The organism is Mesorhizobium sp. B2-3-5, assembly GCF_006442395.1.
In the GTDB taxonomy this organism is placed as follows: domain Bacteria; phylum Pseudomonadota; class Alphaproteobacteria; order Rhizobiales; family Rhizobiaceae; genus Mesorhizobium.
Genome location: NZ_VFVX01000005.1, coordinates 220,666 through 238,255 on the forward strand (window position 1 = coordinate 220,666; position 17,590 = coordinate 238,255).

General features: G+C 63.2%; 18 protein-coding genes. 15 read left to right on the forward strand and 3 right to left on the reverse strand.

All coding sequences use genetic code 11. The features are described 5' to 3' along the window. Nucleotides 1-142: 142 nt before the first annotated feature. A complete protein-coding gene (locus tag FJ958_RS08975; protein ID WP_140741645.1) occupies nt 143-772 on the reverse strand; it encodes a methyltransferase domain-containing protein in 630 nt (209 codons plus the stop codon). 237 nt (nt 773-1,009) lie between these two features. On the opposite strand from FJ958_RS08975, the gene FJ958_RS08980 reads away from it, so the two are divergent. The 5 genes from FJ958_RS08980 (at nt 1,010) to FJ958_RS09005 (ending at nt 7,159) form a co-directional block, all read left to right on the forward strand. Next, nucleotides 1,010-2,791 (forward strand): portal protein, encoded by a 1,782-nt coding sequence (locus FJ958_RS08980; protein WP_246679556.1) that lies wholly within the window; start codon nt 1,010-1,012, stop codon nt 2,789-2,791. Beyond that, nucleotides 2,788-3,108, forward strand: coding sequence for a hypothetical protein (locus FJ958_RS08985; RefSeq protein ID WP_140741647.1), 321 nt, complete (start codon nt 2,788-2,790; stop codon nt 3,106-3,108). The genes FJ958_RS08980 and FJ958_RS08985 overlap by 4 nt, the downstream gene beginning before the upstream one ends. A 513-nt stretch (nt 3,109-3,621) precedes the next feature. Beyond that, entirely contained in the window at nt 3,622-6,261 is a 2,640-nt protein-coding gene (locus tag FJ958_RS31545; protein WP_181176335.1) for a hypothetical protein, read from the forward strand. After that, on the forward strand, nt 6,258-6,731 hold the full coding sequence (locus FJ958_RS09000) for a hypothetical protein (RefSeq protein WP_140741651.1): 474 nt from the start codon (nt 6,258-6,260) through the stop codon (nt 6,729-6,731). Before FJ958_RS31545 ends, FJ958_RS09000 begins: the two co-directional genes overlap by 4 nt. A 233-nt stretch (nt 6,732-6,964) precedes the next feature. Beyond that, on the forward strand, nt 6,965-7,159 hold the full coding sequence (locus tag FJ958_RS09005) for a hypothetical protein (RefSeq protein ID WP_140741653.1): 195 nt from the start codon (nt 6,965-6,967) through the stop codon (nt 7,157-7,159). Between the two features lie 241 nt (nt 7,160-7,400). Here FJ958_RS09005 and FJ958_RS09010 read toward each other — a convergent pair whose 3' ends face one another. Then, nucleotides 7,401-7,862: a hypothetical protein gene (locus FJ958_RS09010; protein WP_140741655.1), complete on the reverse strand. Its 462-nt coding sequence runs from the start codon at nt 7,860-7,862 to the stop codon at nt 7,401-7,403. A gap of 501 nt (nt 7,863-8,363) precedes the next feature. On the opposite strand from FJ958_RS09010, the gene FJ958_RS09020 reads away from it, so the two are divergent. Together FJ958_RS09020 and FJ958_RS09025 are read left to right on the forward strand one after the other, a co-directional pair. Further along, nucleotides 8,364-8,642, forward strand: coding sequence for a hypothetical protein (locus tag FJ958_RS09020; protein ID WP_140741657.1), 279 nt, complete (start codon nt 8,364-8,366; stop codon nt 8,640-8,642). A 63-nt stretch (nt 8,643-8,705) separates the two neighbouring features. Further along, complete coding sequence (locus FJ958_RS09025; protein ID WP_140741659.1) at nt 8,706-8,963, forward strand: hypothetical protein; 258 nt, start codon at nt 8,706-8,708, stop codon at nt 8,961-8,963. A 94-nt stretch (nt 8,964-9,057) separates the two neighbouring features. On the opposite strand, the gene FJ958_RS09030 is transcribed toward FJ958_RS09025, so the two are convergent. Next, complete coding sequence (locus FJ958_RS09030) at nt 9,058-9,375, reverse strand: YMGG-like glycine zipper-containing protein (RefSeq protein ID WP_140609100.1); 318 nt, start codon at nt 9,373-9,375, stop codon at nt 9,058-9,060. 270 nt (nt 9,376-9,645) lie between these two features. On the opposite strand from FJ958_RS09030, the gene FJ958_RS09035 reads away from it, so the two are divergent. From FJ958_RS09035 to FJ958_RS09070, 8 genes are all read left to right on the forward strand, one after another. Then, the gene (locus FJ958_RS09035) at nt 9,646-10,218 is read left to right on the forward strand and encodes a hypothetical protein (RefSeq protein ID WP_140741661.1); all 573 of its coding nucleotides are present in this window, start codon (nt 9,646-9,648) and stop codon (nt 10,216-10,218) included. A 207-nt stretch (nt 10,219-10,425) separates the two neighbouring features. After that, nucleotides 10,426-11,337: a hypothetical protein gene (locus tag FJ958_RS09040; protein WP_140741663.1), complete on the forward strand. Its 912-nt coding sequence runs from the start codon at nt 10,426-10,428 to the stop codon at nt 11,335-11,337. 188 nt (nt 11,338-11,525) lie between these two features. Further along, entirely contained in the window at nt 11,526-12,515 is a 990-nt protein-coding gene (locus FJ958_RS09045; RefSeq protein ID WP_140741665.1) for a Coat protein, read from the forward strand. 116 nt (nt 12,516-12,631) lie between these two features. Beyond that, on the forward strand, nt 12,632-12,934 hold the full coding sequence (locus FJ958_RS09050; RefSeq protein ID WP_140741667.1) for a hypothetical protein: 303 nt from the start codon (nt 12,632-12,634) through the stop codon (nt 12,932-12,934). A gap of 222 nt (nt 12,935-13,156) precedes the next feature. After that, complete coding sequence (locus tag FJ958_RS09055; RefSeq protein ID WP_140741669.1) at nt 13,157-13,756, forward strand: hypothetical protein; 600 nt, start codon at nt 13,157-13,159, stop codon at nt 13,754-13,756. After that, complete coding sequence (locus FJ958_RS09060) at nt 13,756-16,224, forward strand: hypothetical protein (RefSeq protein WP_140741671.1); 2,469 nt, start codon at nt 13,756-13,758, stop codon at nt 16,222-16,224. Before FJ958_RS09055 ends, FJ958_RS09060 begins: the two co-directional genes overlap by 1 nt. Before the next feature lie 193 nt (nt 16,225-16,417). Next, nucleotides 16,418-17,074, forward strand: a complete 657-nt coding sequence (locus FJ958_RS09065) for a hypothetical protein (RefSeq protein ID WP_140741673.1) — start codon at nt 16,418-16,420, stop codon at nt 17,072-17,074. 2 nt (nt 17,075-17,076) lie between these two features. Beyond that, nucleotides 17,077-17,589: a hypothetical protein gene (locus FJ958_RS09070; protein WP_246679557.1), complete on the forward strand. Its 513-nt coding sequence runs from the start codon at nt 17,077-17,079 to the stop codon at nt 17,587-17,589. Nucleotide 17,590: the final 1 nt, after the last annotated feature.

Consider the following 17,590-nt stretch of genomic DNA (forward strand, 5'->3'; position numbering starts at 1 on the left):
AAGACGGGGGTAATCTTCTCTCGCGGGGAGATGTCGCCAAGGGCGGCAGAGGGGGCGTCTCGCGTGGAGCGCTAACCTGATGTGCCGCAAGAGGCCGCGCCCAGTCGGACCGACCCCCTCTGGCCTGCCGGCCATCTCCCCCTCAAGGGGGGAGATCGGCGGCCTTCTTGGCGAACGCCCAGACCATAAGCGGGTATTCCTCGTCGTTGCTGAGATCGCGCCACAGGCCATAGGCGCGCACGGGGCCGCCTATATGGGCCCTGGCGCAGGCCTTGTTGCCCCAGCCATCGACCTTGACGTTGGCTTCAGGGAAGCCGCCTTCGACCATCAGCTGCTTCAGGCCGGCGGGGGTCCATCTGCTGTAGTCGTGGGGCCTGGCGTGCACCCGGAACAGGAAGGGTGTCGCCACCATCGCCCAGCCGCCGGGTCTGGTCATGGCGTGGATATTTTGGGCTGCCGCCAGCGGCCGCCGCACATGTTCCAGCACCTGGTCGGCGATGACGATGGAATATTGCTCCTCGGTGCGGTCCTTGCAGATGTCGAAAGCGGGGAAATCGACCGCCCGGTAGTTCGGACACATCGCCCGCCAATAGCGGTTCCAGCCGGGCGAGATCTCGATGACGTCGGAGGCCTTGCGGTTTCCGGCTTCCAGGAAAAGCGTGAACGCCTCGATCTGGCGGATGCGCAGCCAATTGCGGGAATCATAGCCAAGCAGGCGTTTGACCACCTGTTTGCCGCGGTTTTTCAGGGTGCCGGCAAGGCTCGTCGTCACTTCGACCTCCTCCAAAACCCGCCGTGAAAAACAGCCTAGCCCAGGCAAATGGGCAAAAAATGACAGCGAGCCGTTCTTCCTCATCCAGGGGGAGATAGCCGGCAGGTCAGAGGTCGCCTCGCGTGGAGCGCCAACCTCCGTCCGCCGCGGCGAGCCGCATCCAGTCGAGCCGTCTGTCGCCTTTTGGCGACATCTCCCCCGCGAGGGGGGAGACCCCCCAGCTTCAACGAGGCACCCATGACCGATTCCCGCGCCCGCGATATCCTTTCGCGCCAGTCCGAACTCGAGACCGAACGCAGCCAGTATGAGGCGGTGTGGGAGCAGGTGGCGGAGTTCTGCGACCCCGATGCGCCCGATGTCTGGAGCGGCCGGCGGGCCGGCGGCCCGGATTCGCAGGCCGAGCCGCAGGAGCGGCGCGGCAGCCGCGTCTACGCCAATACGATCAACTCGGCCGCCAACAGGCTCGCCGCCGGGCTCGAAAGCCTGATCATCCCGCAGTCGGAAAAATGGCATGGTCTGTCGACGGCGGAAATGAACGACGAGGAGACCGACGAGGAAAAGGAATGGGCGGAGGCGCTGCGCGACTTCCTGTTCTCGCTGCGCTACTCCGCCAATTCGAATTTCGTGCCGGCCACGCAAGCCTGCCTGCGCAATGTCGTGCGCTACGGCCCAGCCTATCTCTATGCCGAGGAAGGGTTCGGCGGCACGCTGATCCGCTATGCCTCGATCCCGGTGGTCGAGGGCTATCTGTCGCGCAACCGCTGGGGCCAGGTCGACATTTTCCATCGCCGCTACGAGCGCACGGCGCGGCAGGCGGCGCAGCTGCTCGGCTACGAAAAGCTGCCGGCGCGCATCAAGGTTCTGGTCGACGATCCGGCCAAGTGCGAGACGAAGATATCGCTGATCCAGTGCATCCAGCCGCGCGACGAGCGCCGGATGTACAGGCTTGGCGGCCAGTACCAATATCTCGACACGGCTTTCGCCTCCTACCACGTCATCGAGGACGAGGAGGAGATCGTCCGGGAAAGCGGTTTTCGCACCTTCCCGGTGTCGACCTTCAACTGGCGCCGCTACGAGGGCGATCCCTACGGCATCTCGCCTGCCATCGAAGCGCTGACGACCGTGCGCGAGGAGAACGCGGTGCGCCGTTCCGGCTTGCGGGCGCTGCAGCAGATCACCGACCCGGCCACCGCCTCCAAGGCCAGGCTCGACTATGTGCCGGTGCTCAATCCGGGCGAGAATTATCCCGGCCTGATCGACGATAATGGCCGGCCGCTGATCGTGCCCATCAGCACCGGCCAGAACCCGACCTATGCCTTCAACTACGCGCAGAGCCGCGCCGACGAGATCCGCGACATGATGTTCGTCAATCTGTTCCAGACGCTGGTGCAGAACCCGCAGATGACGGCGACCGAGGCGCTGATAAGGCAGGAAGAGAAGGGCGCGCTGCTCGGGCCTTCCGGCTCTATCATCCAGGCGGGCTTCGCCGCCAATCTCGACCGCGAGCTCAGCATCCTCGAGGACAAGGGGCTGTATGACGAGGACAGCCGCTTCGCGCCGCCCGAAAGTCTTGCCGGCAAGGCGGTGCGGCCGACCTTCACCGGCCCGCTCGACGTGCTCAGGCGCTCGGCCGAGGCGCGCGACACCATCCAGGTGGTGACGACGGCCATGCAGATGGCGCAGTTCGATCCCGGCGTCATGGACAATATCGACAGCGACGAGGCGATCAAGATCGTGCAGAGCGCCGGCCGCAGCCCGCAGCGCATCTTCCGCCGCAAGGAAGAGGTGGACGGCATGCGCAGTGCCAGGGCGCAGGCCCAGCAGGCGCAGGACGGCATGGCCGCGATCGCCAGCGCCGGCAAGGTGGCCAGGGACGCCGTACCGGCGGCCGTGCAGGCGCGCGACAGCGGCTTGCTCGACAGCCTACAAGGTCTGCTGCAGGGCGGCCAGGTGGGCGGATCGCCGCCACAAGGCGCGCCGGGCGAGGCTGGCGGCCCCAGAGTGGCGGGCGGCGCATGAGCGGCAAACGCTTCGCCCGCGCCAGTCATGCCGGCGGCCCGGCCAGAGCACGGGACGCGCTGACCAAGGCCTATCTGCGGGTCTTTTCCGGCGAGGACGGCGAGATGGTGCTGGCCGACCTCACGGCGACAGTCGGCTACTACCGGCGGCCTTCCTATGGCGAGTGGATGGCGCGCACCAGGACGCCCGAAGGCTTCGAGCTGCACAGCGCGCTCAGCAATGCCCGCGCCGAGGTGGTGCAGCACATCATGGGGTTCCTGACGCTGGACGAGACGCAGCTGGCGGCGCTGGAGAAGGCGGCGCGGGCGGAGGGATAGTGAGGCGTCGAAGCTGCTGATCTCCCCCCTTGTGGGGGAGATGCCCGGCAGGGCAGAGGGGGGCGCTGTCCCGCTGGCGTTGCCGCAGATCTGCGGTCCGCCCATCGGAGAACCAGTTCAAGAGCCCTCGCCAAGCTCAGTGCGCAACGGCGTGTGAGGCATCGTCAAACCTCTATCGGGTTTGGCGCCCTACGGCGCCCCCCTCTGTCCTGCCGGACATCTCCCCCACAAGTGGGGAGATTGGCAGTTTCGCTGCCGGCGCCTCAACAATTGCCGTGGTAGCCCCCGTCGTCACAAGGCGCGGTGTAGATGCGATCGCTACGCCTCCGCGACTCCGTAGCGCTACCGCCCAGGCCCATTGACCTCACAAGTAGCGCCGCTGCTACCGGTTTTCCAGGAAACGCCGATCCGACAAAACCTCGGACAACGCAGCGCCGGCGTGTGCGCGATCCGGCCGTGCCGCGATCGCCGGCGCCGCGCCCTTTTTCAAACCAGTTTGGGCAGGCAACGCCAATGGTACACATCATTCCTCTTTCCGTTCGCCAACGCCGGCGCGATACGGGCAACGCGACGGCATATGCCGACGCCCCGCCGGCGGGCGGGGCATCGCCTCCGCTCGACAGCTATTGGCAGGCTGTCGCCCAGCACTATGAGCGGCGCCAGGCGCAGCAGCAGGCCTTCGATACCGAAATCGCGGCCCGCAGGCTGAACGGCGAGATCGCCAGGACCGAGGCCGAGGCCGTGGCCAATGCCCCGTCCGATGGCGCCGGCCTGCACGACGCCGTCTACGGCCAGGTCAATCCGCATACCGGACAGGTGGTGAAGACCGGCCAATTCGACACGCTGTTCGACTCTTTCGTGAAGCAGACACCGCCTGAAGTGGGCGCCGGCCTCGCCGGCCGCAAGGAAGCGCTGCGCGACGCGGGCTCCACGCGCATGGCGATGCAGCAACTCCAGCGCCGCAAGCAATATGAACAGGACCAGTGGTTTAAGGTCGAAGTCGCCGAGCTCAACACCATCGCGCAAAGCGATCCCAACGACACCGTCGCTTTCGACGCCACCCGCCAGACCGGTCTCGATCTTCTCGCCAAGATGAACCTCGATCCGCAGATCAGGCTGCAGGCGGAAGCCGCCTGGCGCGCCAGCACCGCCAAGGCGCGCATGCAAGCGCTGATCGTGCAGGACCCGCGCCGCGCGGCCGAGATGCTGAGCGCGATCCCGGTGGCGAGCGACGGCATGGGCGAGACGGTGCGGATGCAGTTGGGGACCGCGCGGCAAGGGGAGCAAGCGGCTGCGAAAGGGCAAAAAGCTCCGGACGAAACGGTAGCCCAGGCATTCGGCGAAGCAACTTCGCCAGATGGCGAGACAGCCATGCCTCTCGACGCGCTCACCTACCTAAAGCCAGGTGATATTGCGGCGCTGAAGGACCAGGCCAACAACGCCACCGCGGCCCAACTGATCGGTGCTAAAGCGCGGGTCATGCTTGCCGAGCAGAACGCGCCGGCTGTCATCGCCGCCACCGGAAAATACCCCGAGGAGCAGCCGACCGCGCAGGATTTCGTCAATGTCTACGGTGCCGACGAGGGCTCTAACCGTTTCGAACAATTCCGTATAACGACCGACGTCGCCAAGACGTACTCCGACATGTATCCGCTGTCGAACCAGGTGATACATGCAGAGCTCCGGGATCTCGAACCTGGACCGGGGGGATCACCCGAGGAGCGTGAACGGTACGAGGTAAAGGCCGGCGCTGCGCAGCTGATCATGGCGGCCCGCGACGCCGATCCCGTCGCCTATGTCAGCCAATTGTTTCGCGGCAAGGCTCCGGACTGGAGCAAGGTCAAAACGCCCGAGGATTTCCACGCAGCCATTGCGTGGGCTGGAACAGCTCAACAACAGTTAGGTTTCAATAAAAGATTGCCGTTGCCTTGGACCGTGGTTGACCGGGAAGCAGCAAAATACATCGACCCAAGCAAGCCGTTCAACCAGCGTTTTGCCGAGTTGAGCTCGATTGTCCTGGCGGTTCGCGACCGGAGGGCGCGCCGGGAGATTTCCAAGCAAATCTCGATGGTGGCAGAAGCCCGGTGGCGAGCTAGAGCCGCCCAGGATCCGAGCATCACGCCGGAGTTGTTGGAAGCGCAGGTTGCGGCACTCAAAAACGGTTTGGCTTGGATCGGAGAGCATCCTGCCCAAGCTCAATACAGCACCATGTCATGGCTGCAGCAACCTGCCATAGCATTTGGGGATATCGGCCGGACTATTGCCAAGGGTGCGACCGCCGGAGGTGCGGACAAGCTCGTCGCGAAGCTGGCTCCCTCGGGATCGGGCGAGAGCTATGAGGAGCGTCTCAGCCGTGAGCAGGCCGAGACGGAGGATGCTGAGGACCGGGCAGGTTGGGCCGGTTGGGCGGGAGAAGCCCTTGGCGCCGGCTTATCAGGATATGGCGTTGCGCAAGGCTTATTTGGTTTGCTTGGCCGAGTAGGGATCGGCGCGGCGGCGGAAGGCGGTGGCTTGGCCGGCTTCGGCACGCGAACAGCTGTGGGAGCCGCGACCGGTGGCGCTTACGGAGGCGCATACGCCTACAATACCGATGAAAGCATTCCCGAGGGTGTACTCAGCGGCGCGTTTTGGGGTGCAGGCGGCAGTGTTCTTGCCGAAGGGCTTAGCGCAATTGGTAGGCGAGTGGCGGTGAAGCTGCTCGGAGGGTCGAATGGCTCTGCCGCCAAACGCTCCAATGTTGCGTCTGAGCTCTCGGAAAGCCGAGTCATTGACGAGGCAACGGCGGCAACAAATTCCGACTCAAATGCGGCACAAGCAAAGGGGTCGGAAGCTCCGTTTTCCGCGAAGAACGAAGGTCCCAAAATCAGTGACCAGGACGATCTAAAACTCGTCCCTACAGAGCGCAGTAAAACGAATAGAACTCTTAAAAGAGAGTGGGAGATTCTATATGGTCGAGAGTGGCCCAAGGATCCTAAGACGGGTCGAGATATGGAGCTGTCGCATGAGAAACCTCTCGCCGATGAAGGGTTGGATCATGTATCAAATGTTTGGCCTCGCACAAAAGAAGATCACGTAAGGCGTCACAAAGAAGCGAAGGATTTCCCGCGTTGGGCTAAGAGGGCCCGCAAAAAGAATCGAGGAGATAAGCTGTGAGCACGATTGATCCGGATCTCAGTAAAGTCAGCCGTTTGCCACTTGGGGCAGGTGATCCAGATAGACATGACAGCCTTGAGGCCGCTCTCTCTGATGCCCGTGAATATATAAATTTTTACGATTGGGGGAAGGCGATTAAGAGTGAGTATCTAGGATACGGTGTAGAAGGAATAATATATATCTTTCTTTTCGAAATTTCACCTGACAGGCCTGAAGTGTTCCAATGGATATGGGTAATTGTGGGTGATGTGCCTTCCGCCTTTATACCCGGCGACGAATCCAAGACACCGTACCAGGCACTGGACGAATATATCGGCGCTATGGAGGAGTGGGTCGAGGCCGCGCGCCAGGGAAAATCGGTAGCGAAGCTGATACCAGTCAATGTCGATGCGAATCCCGCCAACGCCGAAATGCTGGCGGGTCGCCTCAAATTCCTCGACGAGAAGATCCTGCCTCTGATTGAAAGCTGATGGGCGAGCCGCGGCAAGCTTGGGCTATGGAGAAGTCATTAGAACAAGTGTGCCAAGATATTCGTGGGAAACAACTTCGCAAATTGAGCGTTCTGAATTTACACGTGAGCAATGGCTTGATAAAATCACCGAAATAGACAAGAAGTACGGGCGTTTGTTTGAGCCGCCGGTAGGTGATAGATGAGATATTTCTACGTTAAGCCTGATGTCTCCGGTGGGATAGGGACGATTTTTTGGAGTTGCAACCTGCTGTCGAACTCCCGAGCTTTGTGTGGGTGAAGGTAGGCGGAAAAGCGGGCAAGGACGATTTCGGCATCGCGCAAAACTTGAGTCTCGTCGTCTCGGCGCGCGTGCTGGATTTGCTCGAAAATTTCGGAATCCCATCTGCAATTGTTGAGCCTTATGAAGGGATTAATTCTACCAATTAGATTACGCAACAATTTCCTTTCGCTACTGGCCCCGGTTGGCAATTCCCCCTGGGTTCGCGTTAGTGCCGCAAGTCTTGGAAGTGATGGCGACCTGCTCGATGAAGAGGAGTGGCGCGAGCGCTTTGAAGAGGACTTCCGCAAACTCGACCCACCCTTCGAACGTTAAAGATAAATGTGTTCGAAGGCTCGCATTCCCCGAGTTCTTACGCCCGGAAAAGGTAGGCCCACGGATCACCGATTTTTACGAAATGACCGGGCGATGCGTTCGGCAATTGGCTTGAACGTCGCGTGATCTTTCTTGCCCCAGGCCATGTCGAAACAGGTGACAATAACGCGTTTTTTGACACATGCCGTAGAAGATTCCTGTGCCGGAAATCGCGGCAAGCGACGGCTTGTCGAGTTTATATGTCACATTGTCAGTATTGCCAACAAGCTCCGCGCTGATGTACTCGAACGGGCTTTTTTTCCTGGTACCGGCACGATATTGACGAAGTTGGACTCCTGGATACTCCTTCGGTTCGAACGCTGTGCCGAGGTTTTCGGCAAATCCGCCGAGCAGTCGAGCGTCGCCGTCGGCAAAGAAGACGGGAATCTCGATTTTGCTTCCGCCGCTTGTGGAAACGGTCCATTCGATGGGTTCCTCGGCAGGAGCAGGCGGTGCCGACAACATCAAGAAGCCAAGTGCGAGGCCAATTGCTTTCATAACATCATCCCTCCCGAATTGGCGTGACAATGAAGCATTTCCTGCCCCGAGCCAAGTTTCCGGAGTCATGCGGTTAAAGAGTGCACTGTCACCGTGTCTCGGGGTGCGTTGACTTTGCGGAGGCCGTGACCCGGGATGCCTAGAACGTGCTCAGATCCACGGGCCAACATCGCTGGACAGATCGAAAGTTGCCGGGCCGTATCCGCCGCCGCTTCGGAATGTGGTTCCTATGATACGACGGCGACCGACTTGACCTTGCCCGCCTTGTCCAAGGTCACAACCGCCTGCCGGGGCCTTCTCCCGTGAACGGGGCGAAGGGGCTAACGATCAACAAGCCGCAGCGCCGTCTGCGCTCGCTCCCCGGACCGCGCCTACTGGCTTCAGCTGGCACCACGCCGCAGAACCCGGTGTGATGCAACTTGTCCCTAGATCCCAACATGATGGTGGAACTATCTTCCAGAAGACCCTTGGCCGAGGAGGTTTTTCTTTATGGGGCAAAAAATGAGGCTGTTGGATATCGTTGGACGGTTGCCGGAATTTGACGAGGAGGACACGATTTATGTGTCGGAGCCTTGGACCGAAGATTCAGATGCAATGGTTGCAACCGGGCCGCAAGACGCACTGGTGCCAGCCGAGGCAGCCAAAGAGGGCCTGACATACTTTCTCGAAATCCACATCGCGATCGAGGTCATCAAGGGCTGGGTCGCGTCGCAGGAGGAAAAGCCCAGTCTGTCGGCCATTTGTGAAAGGCTTATCTACTACGCCACCTATGATGCATGAGAGGTAATATGTCGACCAACCCACGTTAGATGGACAGCCGCTGCTAGGCTGCTGGAGCTTTATGTGCTCTGGGCCATCGGAGAACTTTCTCAAGAGTCGGAGGATGGCTTGAAAAAGATGGGCCCCAAACTGCAATCAATCTATGGCGATGATGGACAATGGCATGACGCAATAGCCCAGTCCATGCACATGCCTGAGGGAATGCCGGCAGCAATCCGGGATATGTGGGCAAGGAACCTGGAAATCGCCCGCGACAATGAAGTAACTCTCACACCACAGAAATTTGCCGAGATGTTCGTGGACGAAAATTTCGCGGCTTGAGCGTTCGGCAGCGCCAGCTTTTCAGACGTTGGCGCTGCCCCTCATCCCCCTGCCGGGACCTTCTCCCCGTGAACGGGGAGAAGGCGGCTAAAAATCAATAATTGCCGTTGTAGTAACGGTCGTCGCAAGGCGCGGTGTAGATGCGGCCGTAGCGGTCCTGGTAGCGGCAGAGCTGTTGGCCGCGGGGCTGAGGGGTGGTGGCCGAGCCGACGACGGCGCCCAGCAGCGCGCCGCCGGCCGCGCCGATGACCGTGCTTTTGGTGTTGCCGCCGATGGCCTGGCCGACCAGCGCACCGCCGGCGCCACCGAGCAGGGCGCCCGTCGTGGCACGCTGCTGGCCTTCGGTCTGCGTTTCGCAGCCGGCAAGGGCCGCGGTCATGAGGACGGCCAAAATCGCTTTCTTGATGATCATCTGAAGAACCTCCTTTTGAGGCCACGCGGGCCGACGTCCAGCCAAGTGCGGTCGCATTGCGGCGGAACGGCGGCGTGCTTCGTCACGAAGTGAGACATGGTTTCTCGGGCGTTGATGGACCGTGATCCCGAAAACAAGCCTTTCGAACAAGGCGATAGCGGTGCCGGCTGGCAAATTGAGTCAGGCGGTTCGCGCCGTGCCTACCTGTCGGCTGAAGCTGCCGTGACCGACGGCATCCCCTCGAATTCCCACCAAGAATGGAGACATAGAATGACGCGTGGTCTTCCCCGCACGCTTGCCCGTGCCGCCGCCCGCGAGGCCGGCCTTGCCCCGCCCAAGCTCGGCCTGAAGGCCGTGACCACCGGGCAGGGCGGCTCTTACCGCACCGTGTTCACCTTCGCCGGCATGCAGGTGCCGGTCACGGACGCGCTGGCCTATGCAGGCCAAAAGATCTTCGATTTTTCCGACGGCAAGGTGCGCATCAAGGGCGGCACGGCCAGGCTGCAGTTTGCCGTGCTGACCGCCCGCGCCTCCACCATCAACGACAGTGCGGCACTGACCTGGTCGCTGGGTTCGGCCGCGGCGTCGAGCGCGACGCTGGCCGGTACCATGGCCAATGTGCTGGTCTCGACGGCGCGGACGCTGGATGGCCCCGGCGCGGCCCTGTCGACCGCCTCGACCGCCGATGTCGCCGCCGCCGCGACGCTGGATGGCACGACGACGCCGGCCGATCTCTACCTCAACCTGGCGTTCGCCACCGGCACGGACATCGACGCGGACGGGACGATTGCCGTGACGGGTACGGTAACGCTGCTGTGGGAGAATTGGGGCGATAACGTCTAGGCGCCAATCTCCCCCCTCGAGGGGAAGATGTCGCCAAAGGCGACAGAGGGGGTCGGCGCGACTGGGCTCGACCTCCGGCGGCAGATTGGGTCTGCGCTCCACGCGCGGGTACCCCCTCTGGCCTGCCGGCCATCTCCCCCTCGAGGGGGGAGATCGGCAGCGTCGCCGTCGGCTCTCTTTTGAACTCTCAACAAAGGAATCTCACTCATGACAGATCTGGCAGACGCCGGGTCCGTGGCGGCGCGCGCGCAGCCGGCGGGCAACCCAGTACGGCCAACGGCAGGCGCGGAAAACGGGTCCGCCGCGCCTGACCCCAAAAGTTGGTTTGACGGTCTTTCCGAAGGCAACCGCAAGCTCGCTGAAACCAAGGGCTGGACCAAGCCTGAAAGCCTCGATCGGGTTTTCACATCCTATGCGGAACTGGAGCGGCAGCAGGGCGAGAGCCTGCGCGTTCCCGGCCCGGATGCGTCACGGGAAGACTGGGAGCGTTTTCATGCCCGGCTGCCCGAGACCATGCGGCCGCTCACCTCGTCCGAGACAGTCGAATACCGCCGGCCGGAAGGCCTGCCGGAAAACTTCGCCTATTCGGACGAGCTCGCTCAGGCGTCCAAGGCCTGGGCGGTCGAAGCGGGTGCTTCGCCAAGAACCGCGCAGGCCTATCACGACAAGTTCGTCGGCTACATGGCCGAGCAGGCGAAAGCTCAGGAGACGGCGCTCGCCCGCTCGGTGGAAGCCACCCATGACGACCTTGTCCGGGAGTGGGGGCCGACCAACAGCGACGGCTTCCGCCAAAAGCTGGAGGTCGCCAACCGGGCTATGAAGAAGCTCGGCTTGGTCGACGCCTACAAGGCGAAGGGCATCCTTCTGCCTGACGGGGCGCTGACCGATCCGCAGATCGCCAGGGCGTTCCACGCCATCGGCGACGCCATGTTCCGCGAAGACACGATCGACGCCGGCGCGCGTTCGACCGGAGGCAATCCGTTCAAGCGCAACGCTTCCGGCGAACGCAACCTGACGGCGATTTCAGCCCTCGTGAAAAGCGACCCCGCCCGCGCCCGGCGGCTGGCTCGCGAGGCCGGGGAGAACCCGGACCGCTGGATGCCGAACAACCCGCTCTGACGAGAGGTCAGCCGTAACCGAATGCCCCTCATCCGGCCGCTTCGCGGCCACCTTCTCCCCGACGGGGAGAAGAGGCCGACACCGCCGTCTCAGGTCTCCTCTCCCCGCCGGGGAGAGGTCTGCCGAGCGAAGCGGAGGCTGGGTGAGGGGCGCAGCCACCGCCAAACCAAACCTGAAGGAAGACAAAAATGGCAGATGCCTATACCCGTATCGCGGACGCGATCGTTCCGTCCGTCTATGCGCAATACGCTTTCGAGGAACATGTGCAGTCGCTCGAAATCTACCAGGCCGGAATCCTGTTTTCCGACCCCGCCATCTCCTCGAAACTGTCGATGGGCGGCCGCTCCGTCGACATGCCCGGCTGGAAGGACCTCGGCAACGACCCCTCCGAACCGGTCAATGACGATCCGGCCGATTCCATCGAGATGAAGAAGATCGGCTCGCGCCGCGAGGTCGCCGCCCGCAACGTCCGTGCCCAGGCCTGGGGCGTTCCGGACCTGACCTCGATCCTGGCCGGCGACGATCCGCAGAAGCTGATCGTCAAGCGGCAGACCGAGTACTGGCAGCGCGCCAACAAGCTGACCCTGCTCGGCATCCTCAAGGGCGTCGTAGCCGACAACATCGCCAATGACGGCGGCGACCTGGTGCGCACCACCGGCGCCTCCATCGTCGACACCGACATCATCGAGGCCGCCTATCTGATGGGCGACCGCGCGGACAAGTTCAAGACGATCTGGATGCATTCCAAGCAGATGAAGGCGCTGAAGCTCGCCGACCTCATCGACTATGTGCCGTCCTCCGAGCAGGGCGGGCCGCTCATCCCCTATTACATGGGACTGCGCTGCGTGGTGGACGACGATATCCCGGTCGCGGCGGGCGTCTACACCGCCTTCATGTTCAAGGACAAGGCGATCCTGTGGAACGAGCTTCCGGTCAACACCGAGGGCGGGCCGCTGGAGTTCGACCGCAAGCCGCGCCAGGGCCATGGCGGCGGCGTCACCGAAATGGTCGGCCGCCGGCACTTTGTGCCGCATGTTCCCGGCACCCGCTTCCTCGACGCCTCCTCGGCCGGCGAATTCGCCACCGACGCGGAGCTCGCGCTGGCGGCGAACTGGGACCGCACCGCGTCGAGCGTGAAGAACATGACGTTCATCGCGCTGAAGACCACCGAGGCTTAGCAGGGCCGAGGCAAGGGGCGGGGGCGATGGCGCTCCCGCCCTCAAGCAGAAATGTTTGAGTTGTATTCGACCTGCTAACTGTTCTTTGGTCCCATTCGTGTACCGAGTGCTTCTCCTTGGGCGACAAAGTCATGTTTGACGGCTGGTTCTTCCTCCTCGTAATTCTCGCTCTCGTGCTGGCGGCGCCATTCAGTTGGTATGGAGGAAAATTGCTCGACGAGGACATAAAGGCTGGGCGGACGAAGTCCTCTTCGCTCTACGCGATTTCCAATTTTGCGAAGTATGACGCACTAAAGCGGCGCGCCGATCAGGGCGATCGCCTCGCCTACTGGGCGTTACTGTTGGCCGGCGTCGTGCTCCTGATGGTTACCTTGATCGTCCTGGCGGCATTCTCCAGCCCGATCTGGAGCAAGTGGTAGACTACTGAGGCCCGATCGCCTGAGGAACAGCATCCGCTGGCAAACGGACATTGAGGGATGCCGCAAGCTTGAAGCGCGGTGATCCTGCTCGCTCTGTCCTCTCCCCGCAGGGGAAGAGATTGGCAGCTCCATCGTCCCATAACCCCAAGCCGCTTCGCAGCGGCTTTTTTCATGCCTGGAGGCACCATGACCCTTTCCAACAAACTGGCGAGGCGCTGAGCCATGGCCATCACACCACTCGACATCGCCAACATGGCGCTCGCCGTTCTCGACGAGGCGCCGATCGACAGTCTCGATCAGGACGTCAAGGCGGCGCGGCTGCTCAACCTGCATTTCGACCTGACGCGCGAAGCCGAACTCGCCAAATGCGCCTGGGTGTTCGCGATCCTGCGCGCCACGATGGCCGGAGCAAACACCGCCGGCGGCGATTGCGGCCTGAACGTCGCCTATGAATTGCCGGCCGACTGCCTGCGGCCGCTGCCGCTGACCCACAATGGCGAGCCGGACGGCGTGCCGATCTCGTGGCGGCAGGAAGCAGGTCTTATCTATTGCGACCAGCTGGGTCCGCTGACGGTCCGCTACGTCGCCAATCTCACCGACCCCAACGATTGGGACGCGCTGTTCACCGAGGTGCTGGTGGCGGCCCTCGCCATCAAGGTGGCGCATCCGCTGACCCACAAATCCGGCATGATCGACATTGCCCGCTCGGCCTACGACCGGGCTCTGGACGCCGCGCTCAACGCCAACGCGATCCAGCGCGGCGGCCGGTTCTACACTGCCTCCTGGTCCATCCAGCGCGGCGACACCAGGGTTGCACGCTGATGACGGCGCTCTATCCGGTCCAGGACGTCTTCACCCGTGGCGAGATCTCGCCACGCCTGCATGCGCGCGCGTCGCTCGATTTCTATCGGGCGGCACTCGCCAGATGCGAGAACTTCGTCACGCTGCCGCATGGCGGCATCCGCAAGCGTGGGGGCACCTATTTCGCCGGCGAGGTCAAGACATCGGCCAAGAAGACGCGGCTGATCCCGTTCATCTTCTCGGCCGACCAGGCCTACGCGCTCGAATTCGGCGACCAGTATATCCGCGTCTACGCCTATGGGGCGCGCGTCGGCACTGTGGAGGTCGCTTCGCCCTATCTGGAGGCGGACCTGTTCGAACTCGCCTTTGTCCAATCGGCCGACCAGATGTGGATCAGCCATCGCGACCATCCGCTCAAGGTGCTGACGCGCACCGTGCACACAAGTTGGGCGCTGACGGATTTCGAGTTCCTCGATGGTCCCTACGACGACATCAACGCAACGGCTACCACGCTGACCCCGGCCAACACTGGTCACGCGACCCCGAAGATGACATCCGCGACCGCGCCGAGCGGGACGGTGACGGACGATGGAACCGGCGCGAGCAGTTGGAAGATTTTCGATCGCGACTTCAACCAATATGTGAAGGTGGGGGACGGAAGCAGCGGCTTTGTCCAATACCAATTCCCGTCCGGCCAGGGAAAGGCGGTCAACGCCTATTGGATCGCGTGCACGGACAATGTCACCAGCAATGGCGACATGGCAACTGCGTGGGTGCTCTCAGGCTCGAATGACGGGATAAACTACACAACTCTCGATAGTCGCGCCGGCGAGATCGGTTGGTCGGGATCGGAAGTGCGTTTCTTCGATTTCCAGAACGCGACCACCTATCAGTATTATCGGTTCAAGTTTTCGGGTGGCGGCGGCGGTGACGCGACCGTCACCAGCATGGCCGAACTGGCCATGGCTGAAAACGGCGATACGATGACACCTTTCGACCTGACCGCGTCATCGATCGTCGGCATCAATGACGACGCAGGGTTCCAATCGACCGACGTCGGCCGCGCCATCCGGCTGCTCGGCGGCGACAATGTGTGGCGCTGGGCCAAGATCACCGGCCGCACCAGCACCACGGTGGTCAAGATCAGGCTCTATGGCCATGCGCTTCCAGATCTCTCGCCGATAACCCGCTGGCGGCTCGGCACATTCGTGCCCGGCAAATATGTCGAGAGCGGTTCGCTCTATGAAGAACGCCTGGCCTTCAGCCGGAAGTTCTCGGTCTATGCCTCCGCCACCGGCGACTTCGACAATTTCGCACTTGGCGAGAAGGATGACGATGCGCTGGAGTTCGTGCAGGCCGGCGGCGGTCAGGCCAACGACATCGTCTGGATCGCCGATTCCGACGGCGCGCTGCTGATCGGCACGTCGGGCGGCGTGCGCGCTCTGTCGGGCTCGGGCATAGACGAGGCGCTGACGCCGTCCTCGTTCAAGAACCGGCGCTCGCGCACGTTCGGCTGCGCCCGCATCCGCCCGGTCGATGCCGGCCAGTCGTTCCTCTATGTCACGCGCTCGCGCAAATCGATCGCCGAGCTGACGCAGACCGCGCAGAGCCGTTTCACTTCGGACGATGTCGGCCAGATTTCCGAACATATACCGAAGCAGGGCGTGGTCGAACTGGCCTTCCAGACCGATCCCGACCCGCTGCTGTGGTTCCCGCTCGATAATGGCGAGCTTGGCGGCTACACCCACCAGCCCAGCCAGGAGGTGAGGGGGATGCACCGGCATCGGCTCGGCGGTGCCTTCAGTGGTGCGGGATGGGCGGTTGTCGAAAGCGCCGCCGTGACGCCCGGTCAGGATGGCAATGACGATCTCTGGCTGGTCGTCAAGCGCACCATCGGCGGTGTGACGAAACGCTATATCGAGATCAAGACCACGCCATTCGAATACGGCGCCATCGGCGATGCCTTCGAGGTCGACTGCGGCCTCACCTATACGGGCGCCGTGGTGGCCATGGTCGGTGGTGCGGCGCATCTCGCCGGCCAGTCCGTCGATGTGCTGGCCGATGGCAAGGTCTACCGTGGCCTCACCGTTAGCGGCGGCGGCACCGTGACGCTACCGGGTGGCTCGACCGCCGCCAAATGGCAGCTCGGCCTGCCCTATGCGGCGGGCGCCGACACGCTGGAACTCGATGTCGGTGGTCGCGACGGCTCCATCATCGGCCGCCGCAAGAAGGTGGCCAAGGCAATCCTGTCGCTGCTCGAAACCGACACCACGGGGCTTCAGGTGCAGTCCTTCATGCGCGGCCGCTGGGAGCCGGTGCGCATGCCCTCGATCGTCGCGCCGGATGGCAGGGCGACGCTGTTCACTGGCAATGTCGAGGTGCCGATCGACGACAGCTGGGAAGGGCAGGGCAAGGTGCGGATCCGCCATGTCAATCCGACGCCCTGCACTATCCGTGCCTTCACCCCGGTATTTGACGCGGAGCCCTAACGGCCGGCGCTGCTGATCTCCACCCTCGAGGGGGAGATGTCGCCAAAGGCGACAGAGGGGGCCGGTGCGGCGAGACGCGACCTCTTAGCTTGAAAGAAGATGCCGGCTCTCCACGCGAGGCGACCCCCTCTGGCCTGCCGGCCATCTCCTCCTCGAGGGGGGAGATAACGCCTCATCCAAAAAGGATACCCCAATGACATCTCCCCATGCCGAACAGCTCGGCAGGGCGCGGACGGCTGCCGATTTCGCGGCCGTCATCGCCTTGCTCGACACCGACCTCAGCGCTGCCATCGCCAACCGGCCCAGCCTGCGGCAAGCGGAAGACCGCGCCGTTTTCGGCGACGGCGACCTCGCCGCGGCACGCGCGGCCGTGGACGACAACAACGAGGCGATCGCGGTGCTGGAAAAGACCATCGCCGCGGCGGACGAGCGCCGCGATACCGCTGCCGCCGCCGAGGCGCGCGCCGACATCGAGGCGCTGGGCGGGGAGACCGGCGCCAAGGCCGCATTGCTCGGCAAGCGTTGGTCCGCCGTCCGCCGGCTGGTCGAGGAACTGCGCCAGGAGCTGTTCGAGGCCGATGCGCTGATCCGCACCATCGGCACCGCCAACGGCCTGTTCGATGCCGCCGGGCTTTGCGACCTCAAGGCCAATCTGGCGGCCACGCGCCGCGCCGCCATGGCCGGCCCACGCGCCGCGGCCCCGGCGCGGCTCAGCCGCGCCGGCCTGCAGGCCGACCGGATCCTGCTTTCGCTGATCCGCCCCGGCGGCGCGCTCGACCCGCGCCCCTCGCTTCGCGCGCCACTGGCGGGCGCGAAGAGAAAACCCGTTCCCGCATCCACACGAGGCTGACCATGTGCACATTAGCCCTTCTCGGTACGGCCATTTCGGCCGGCGGCGCCCTGATGCAAGGCGTCCAGCAGCAGCAATTAGCCAACTACCAGGCCAAGGCCTACGAGCAACAGGCACAGGCCGAGGCGCAAAGCGCTGCCTTCGAGCAGAGCCAGGAGCGCCACAAGCAGGATCTTCTGCAAGCCCAGGCGCGCGCCCAGGCCGGCGCCTCCGGCGTCGGCATCGCGGGCTCGCCGACCGAGGTGCTGGCGGCGAATGCCAGGCAAGGCCAGATGGACCTCGGCTCGATCAAGTACAACTCGCAGCTGCGCCAGAACAACCTCAACAGTCAGGCCGCCATCTCGCGCTTCCAGGGCAAGCAGGCGATGACGGGCTCGATCTTTGACGCCGGCAGTGCGCTCGTTGGTGGCCTCTCCAAAATCTACGATCCAGCCAAGGCAGTGACCCTCGGCGGTTCGACACTTTCGCCTCGGGCGAGCGCGGCCATCGTCGGCGGTTATTCGGGACTCTATTAAA

Excerpts from the sequence above, each read along its gene's own strand:
- FJ958_RS08980 (WP_246679556.1), top strand. The coding sequence starts at position 1,010 with ATGACCGATTCCCGCGCCCGCGATATCCTTTCGCGCCAGTCCGAACTC.
- FJ958_RS08985 (WP_140741647.1), top strand. The coding sequence starts at position 2,788 with ATGAGCGGCAAACGCTTCGCCCGCGCCAGTCATGCCGGCGGCCCGGCC.
- FJ958_RS31545 (WP_181176335.1), top strand. The coding sequence starts at position 3,622 with ATGGTACACATCATTCCTCTTTCCGTTCGCCAACGCCGGCGCGATACG.
- FJ958_RS09010 (WP_140741655.1), bottom strand. The coding sequence starts at position 7,862 with ATGAAAGCAATTGGCCTCGCACTTGGCTTCTTGATGTTGTCGGCACCG.
- FJ958_RS09020 (WP_140741657.1), top strand. The coding sequence starts at position 8,364 with ATGAGGCTGTTGGATATCGTTGGACGGTTGCCGGAATTTGACGAGGAG.
- FJ958_RS09030 (WP_140609100.1), bottom strand. The coding sequence starts at position 9,375 with ATGATCATCAAGAAAGCGATTTTGGCCGTCCTCATGACCGCGGCCCTT.
- FJ958_RS09035 (WP_140741661.1), top strand. The coding sequence starts at position 9,646 with ATGACGCGTGGTCTTCCCCGCACGCTTGCCCGTGCCGCCGCCCGCGAG.
- FJ958_RS09040 (WP_140741663.1), top strand. The coding sequence starts at position 10,426 with ATGACAGATCTGGCAGACGCCGGGTCCGTGGCGGCGCGCGCGCAGCCG.
- FJ958_RS09045 (WP_140741665.1), top strand. The coding sequence starts at position 11,526 with ATGGCAGATGCCTATACCCGTATCGCGGACGCGATCGTTCCGTCCGTC.
- FJ958_RS09055 (WP_140741669.1), top strand. The coding sequence starts at position 13,157 with ATGGCCATCACACCACTCGACATCGCCAACATGGCGCTCGCCGTTCTC.
- FJ958_RS09060 (WP_140741671.1), top strand. The coding sequence starts at position 13,756 with ATGACGGCGCTCTATCCGGTCCAGGACGTCTTCACCCGTGGCGAGATC.
- FJ958_RS09065 (WP_140741673.1), top strand. The coding sequence starts at position 16,418 with ATGACATCTCCCCATGCCGAACAGCTCGGCAGGGCGCGGACGGCTGCC.
- FJ958_RS09070 (WP_246679557.1), top strand. The coding sequence starts at position 17,077 with ATGTGCACATTAGCCCTTCTCGGTACGGCCATTTCGGCCGGCGGCGCC.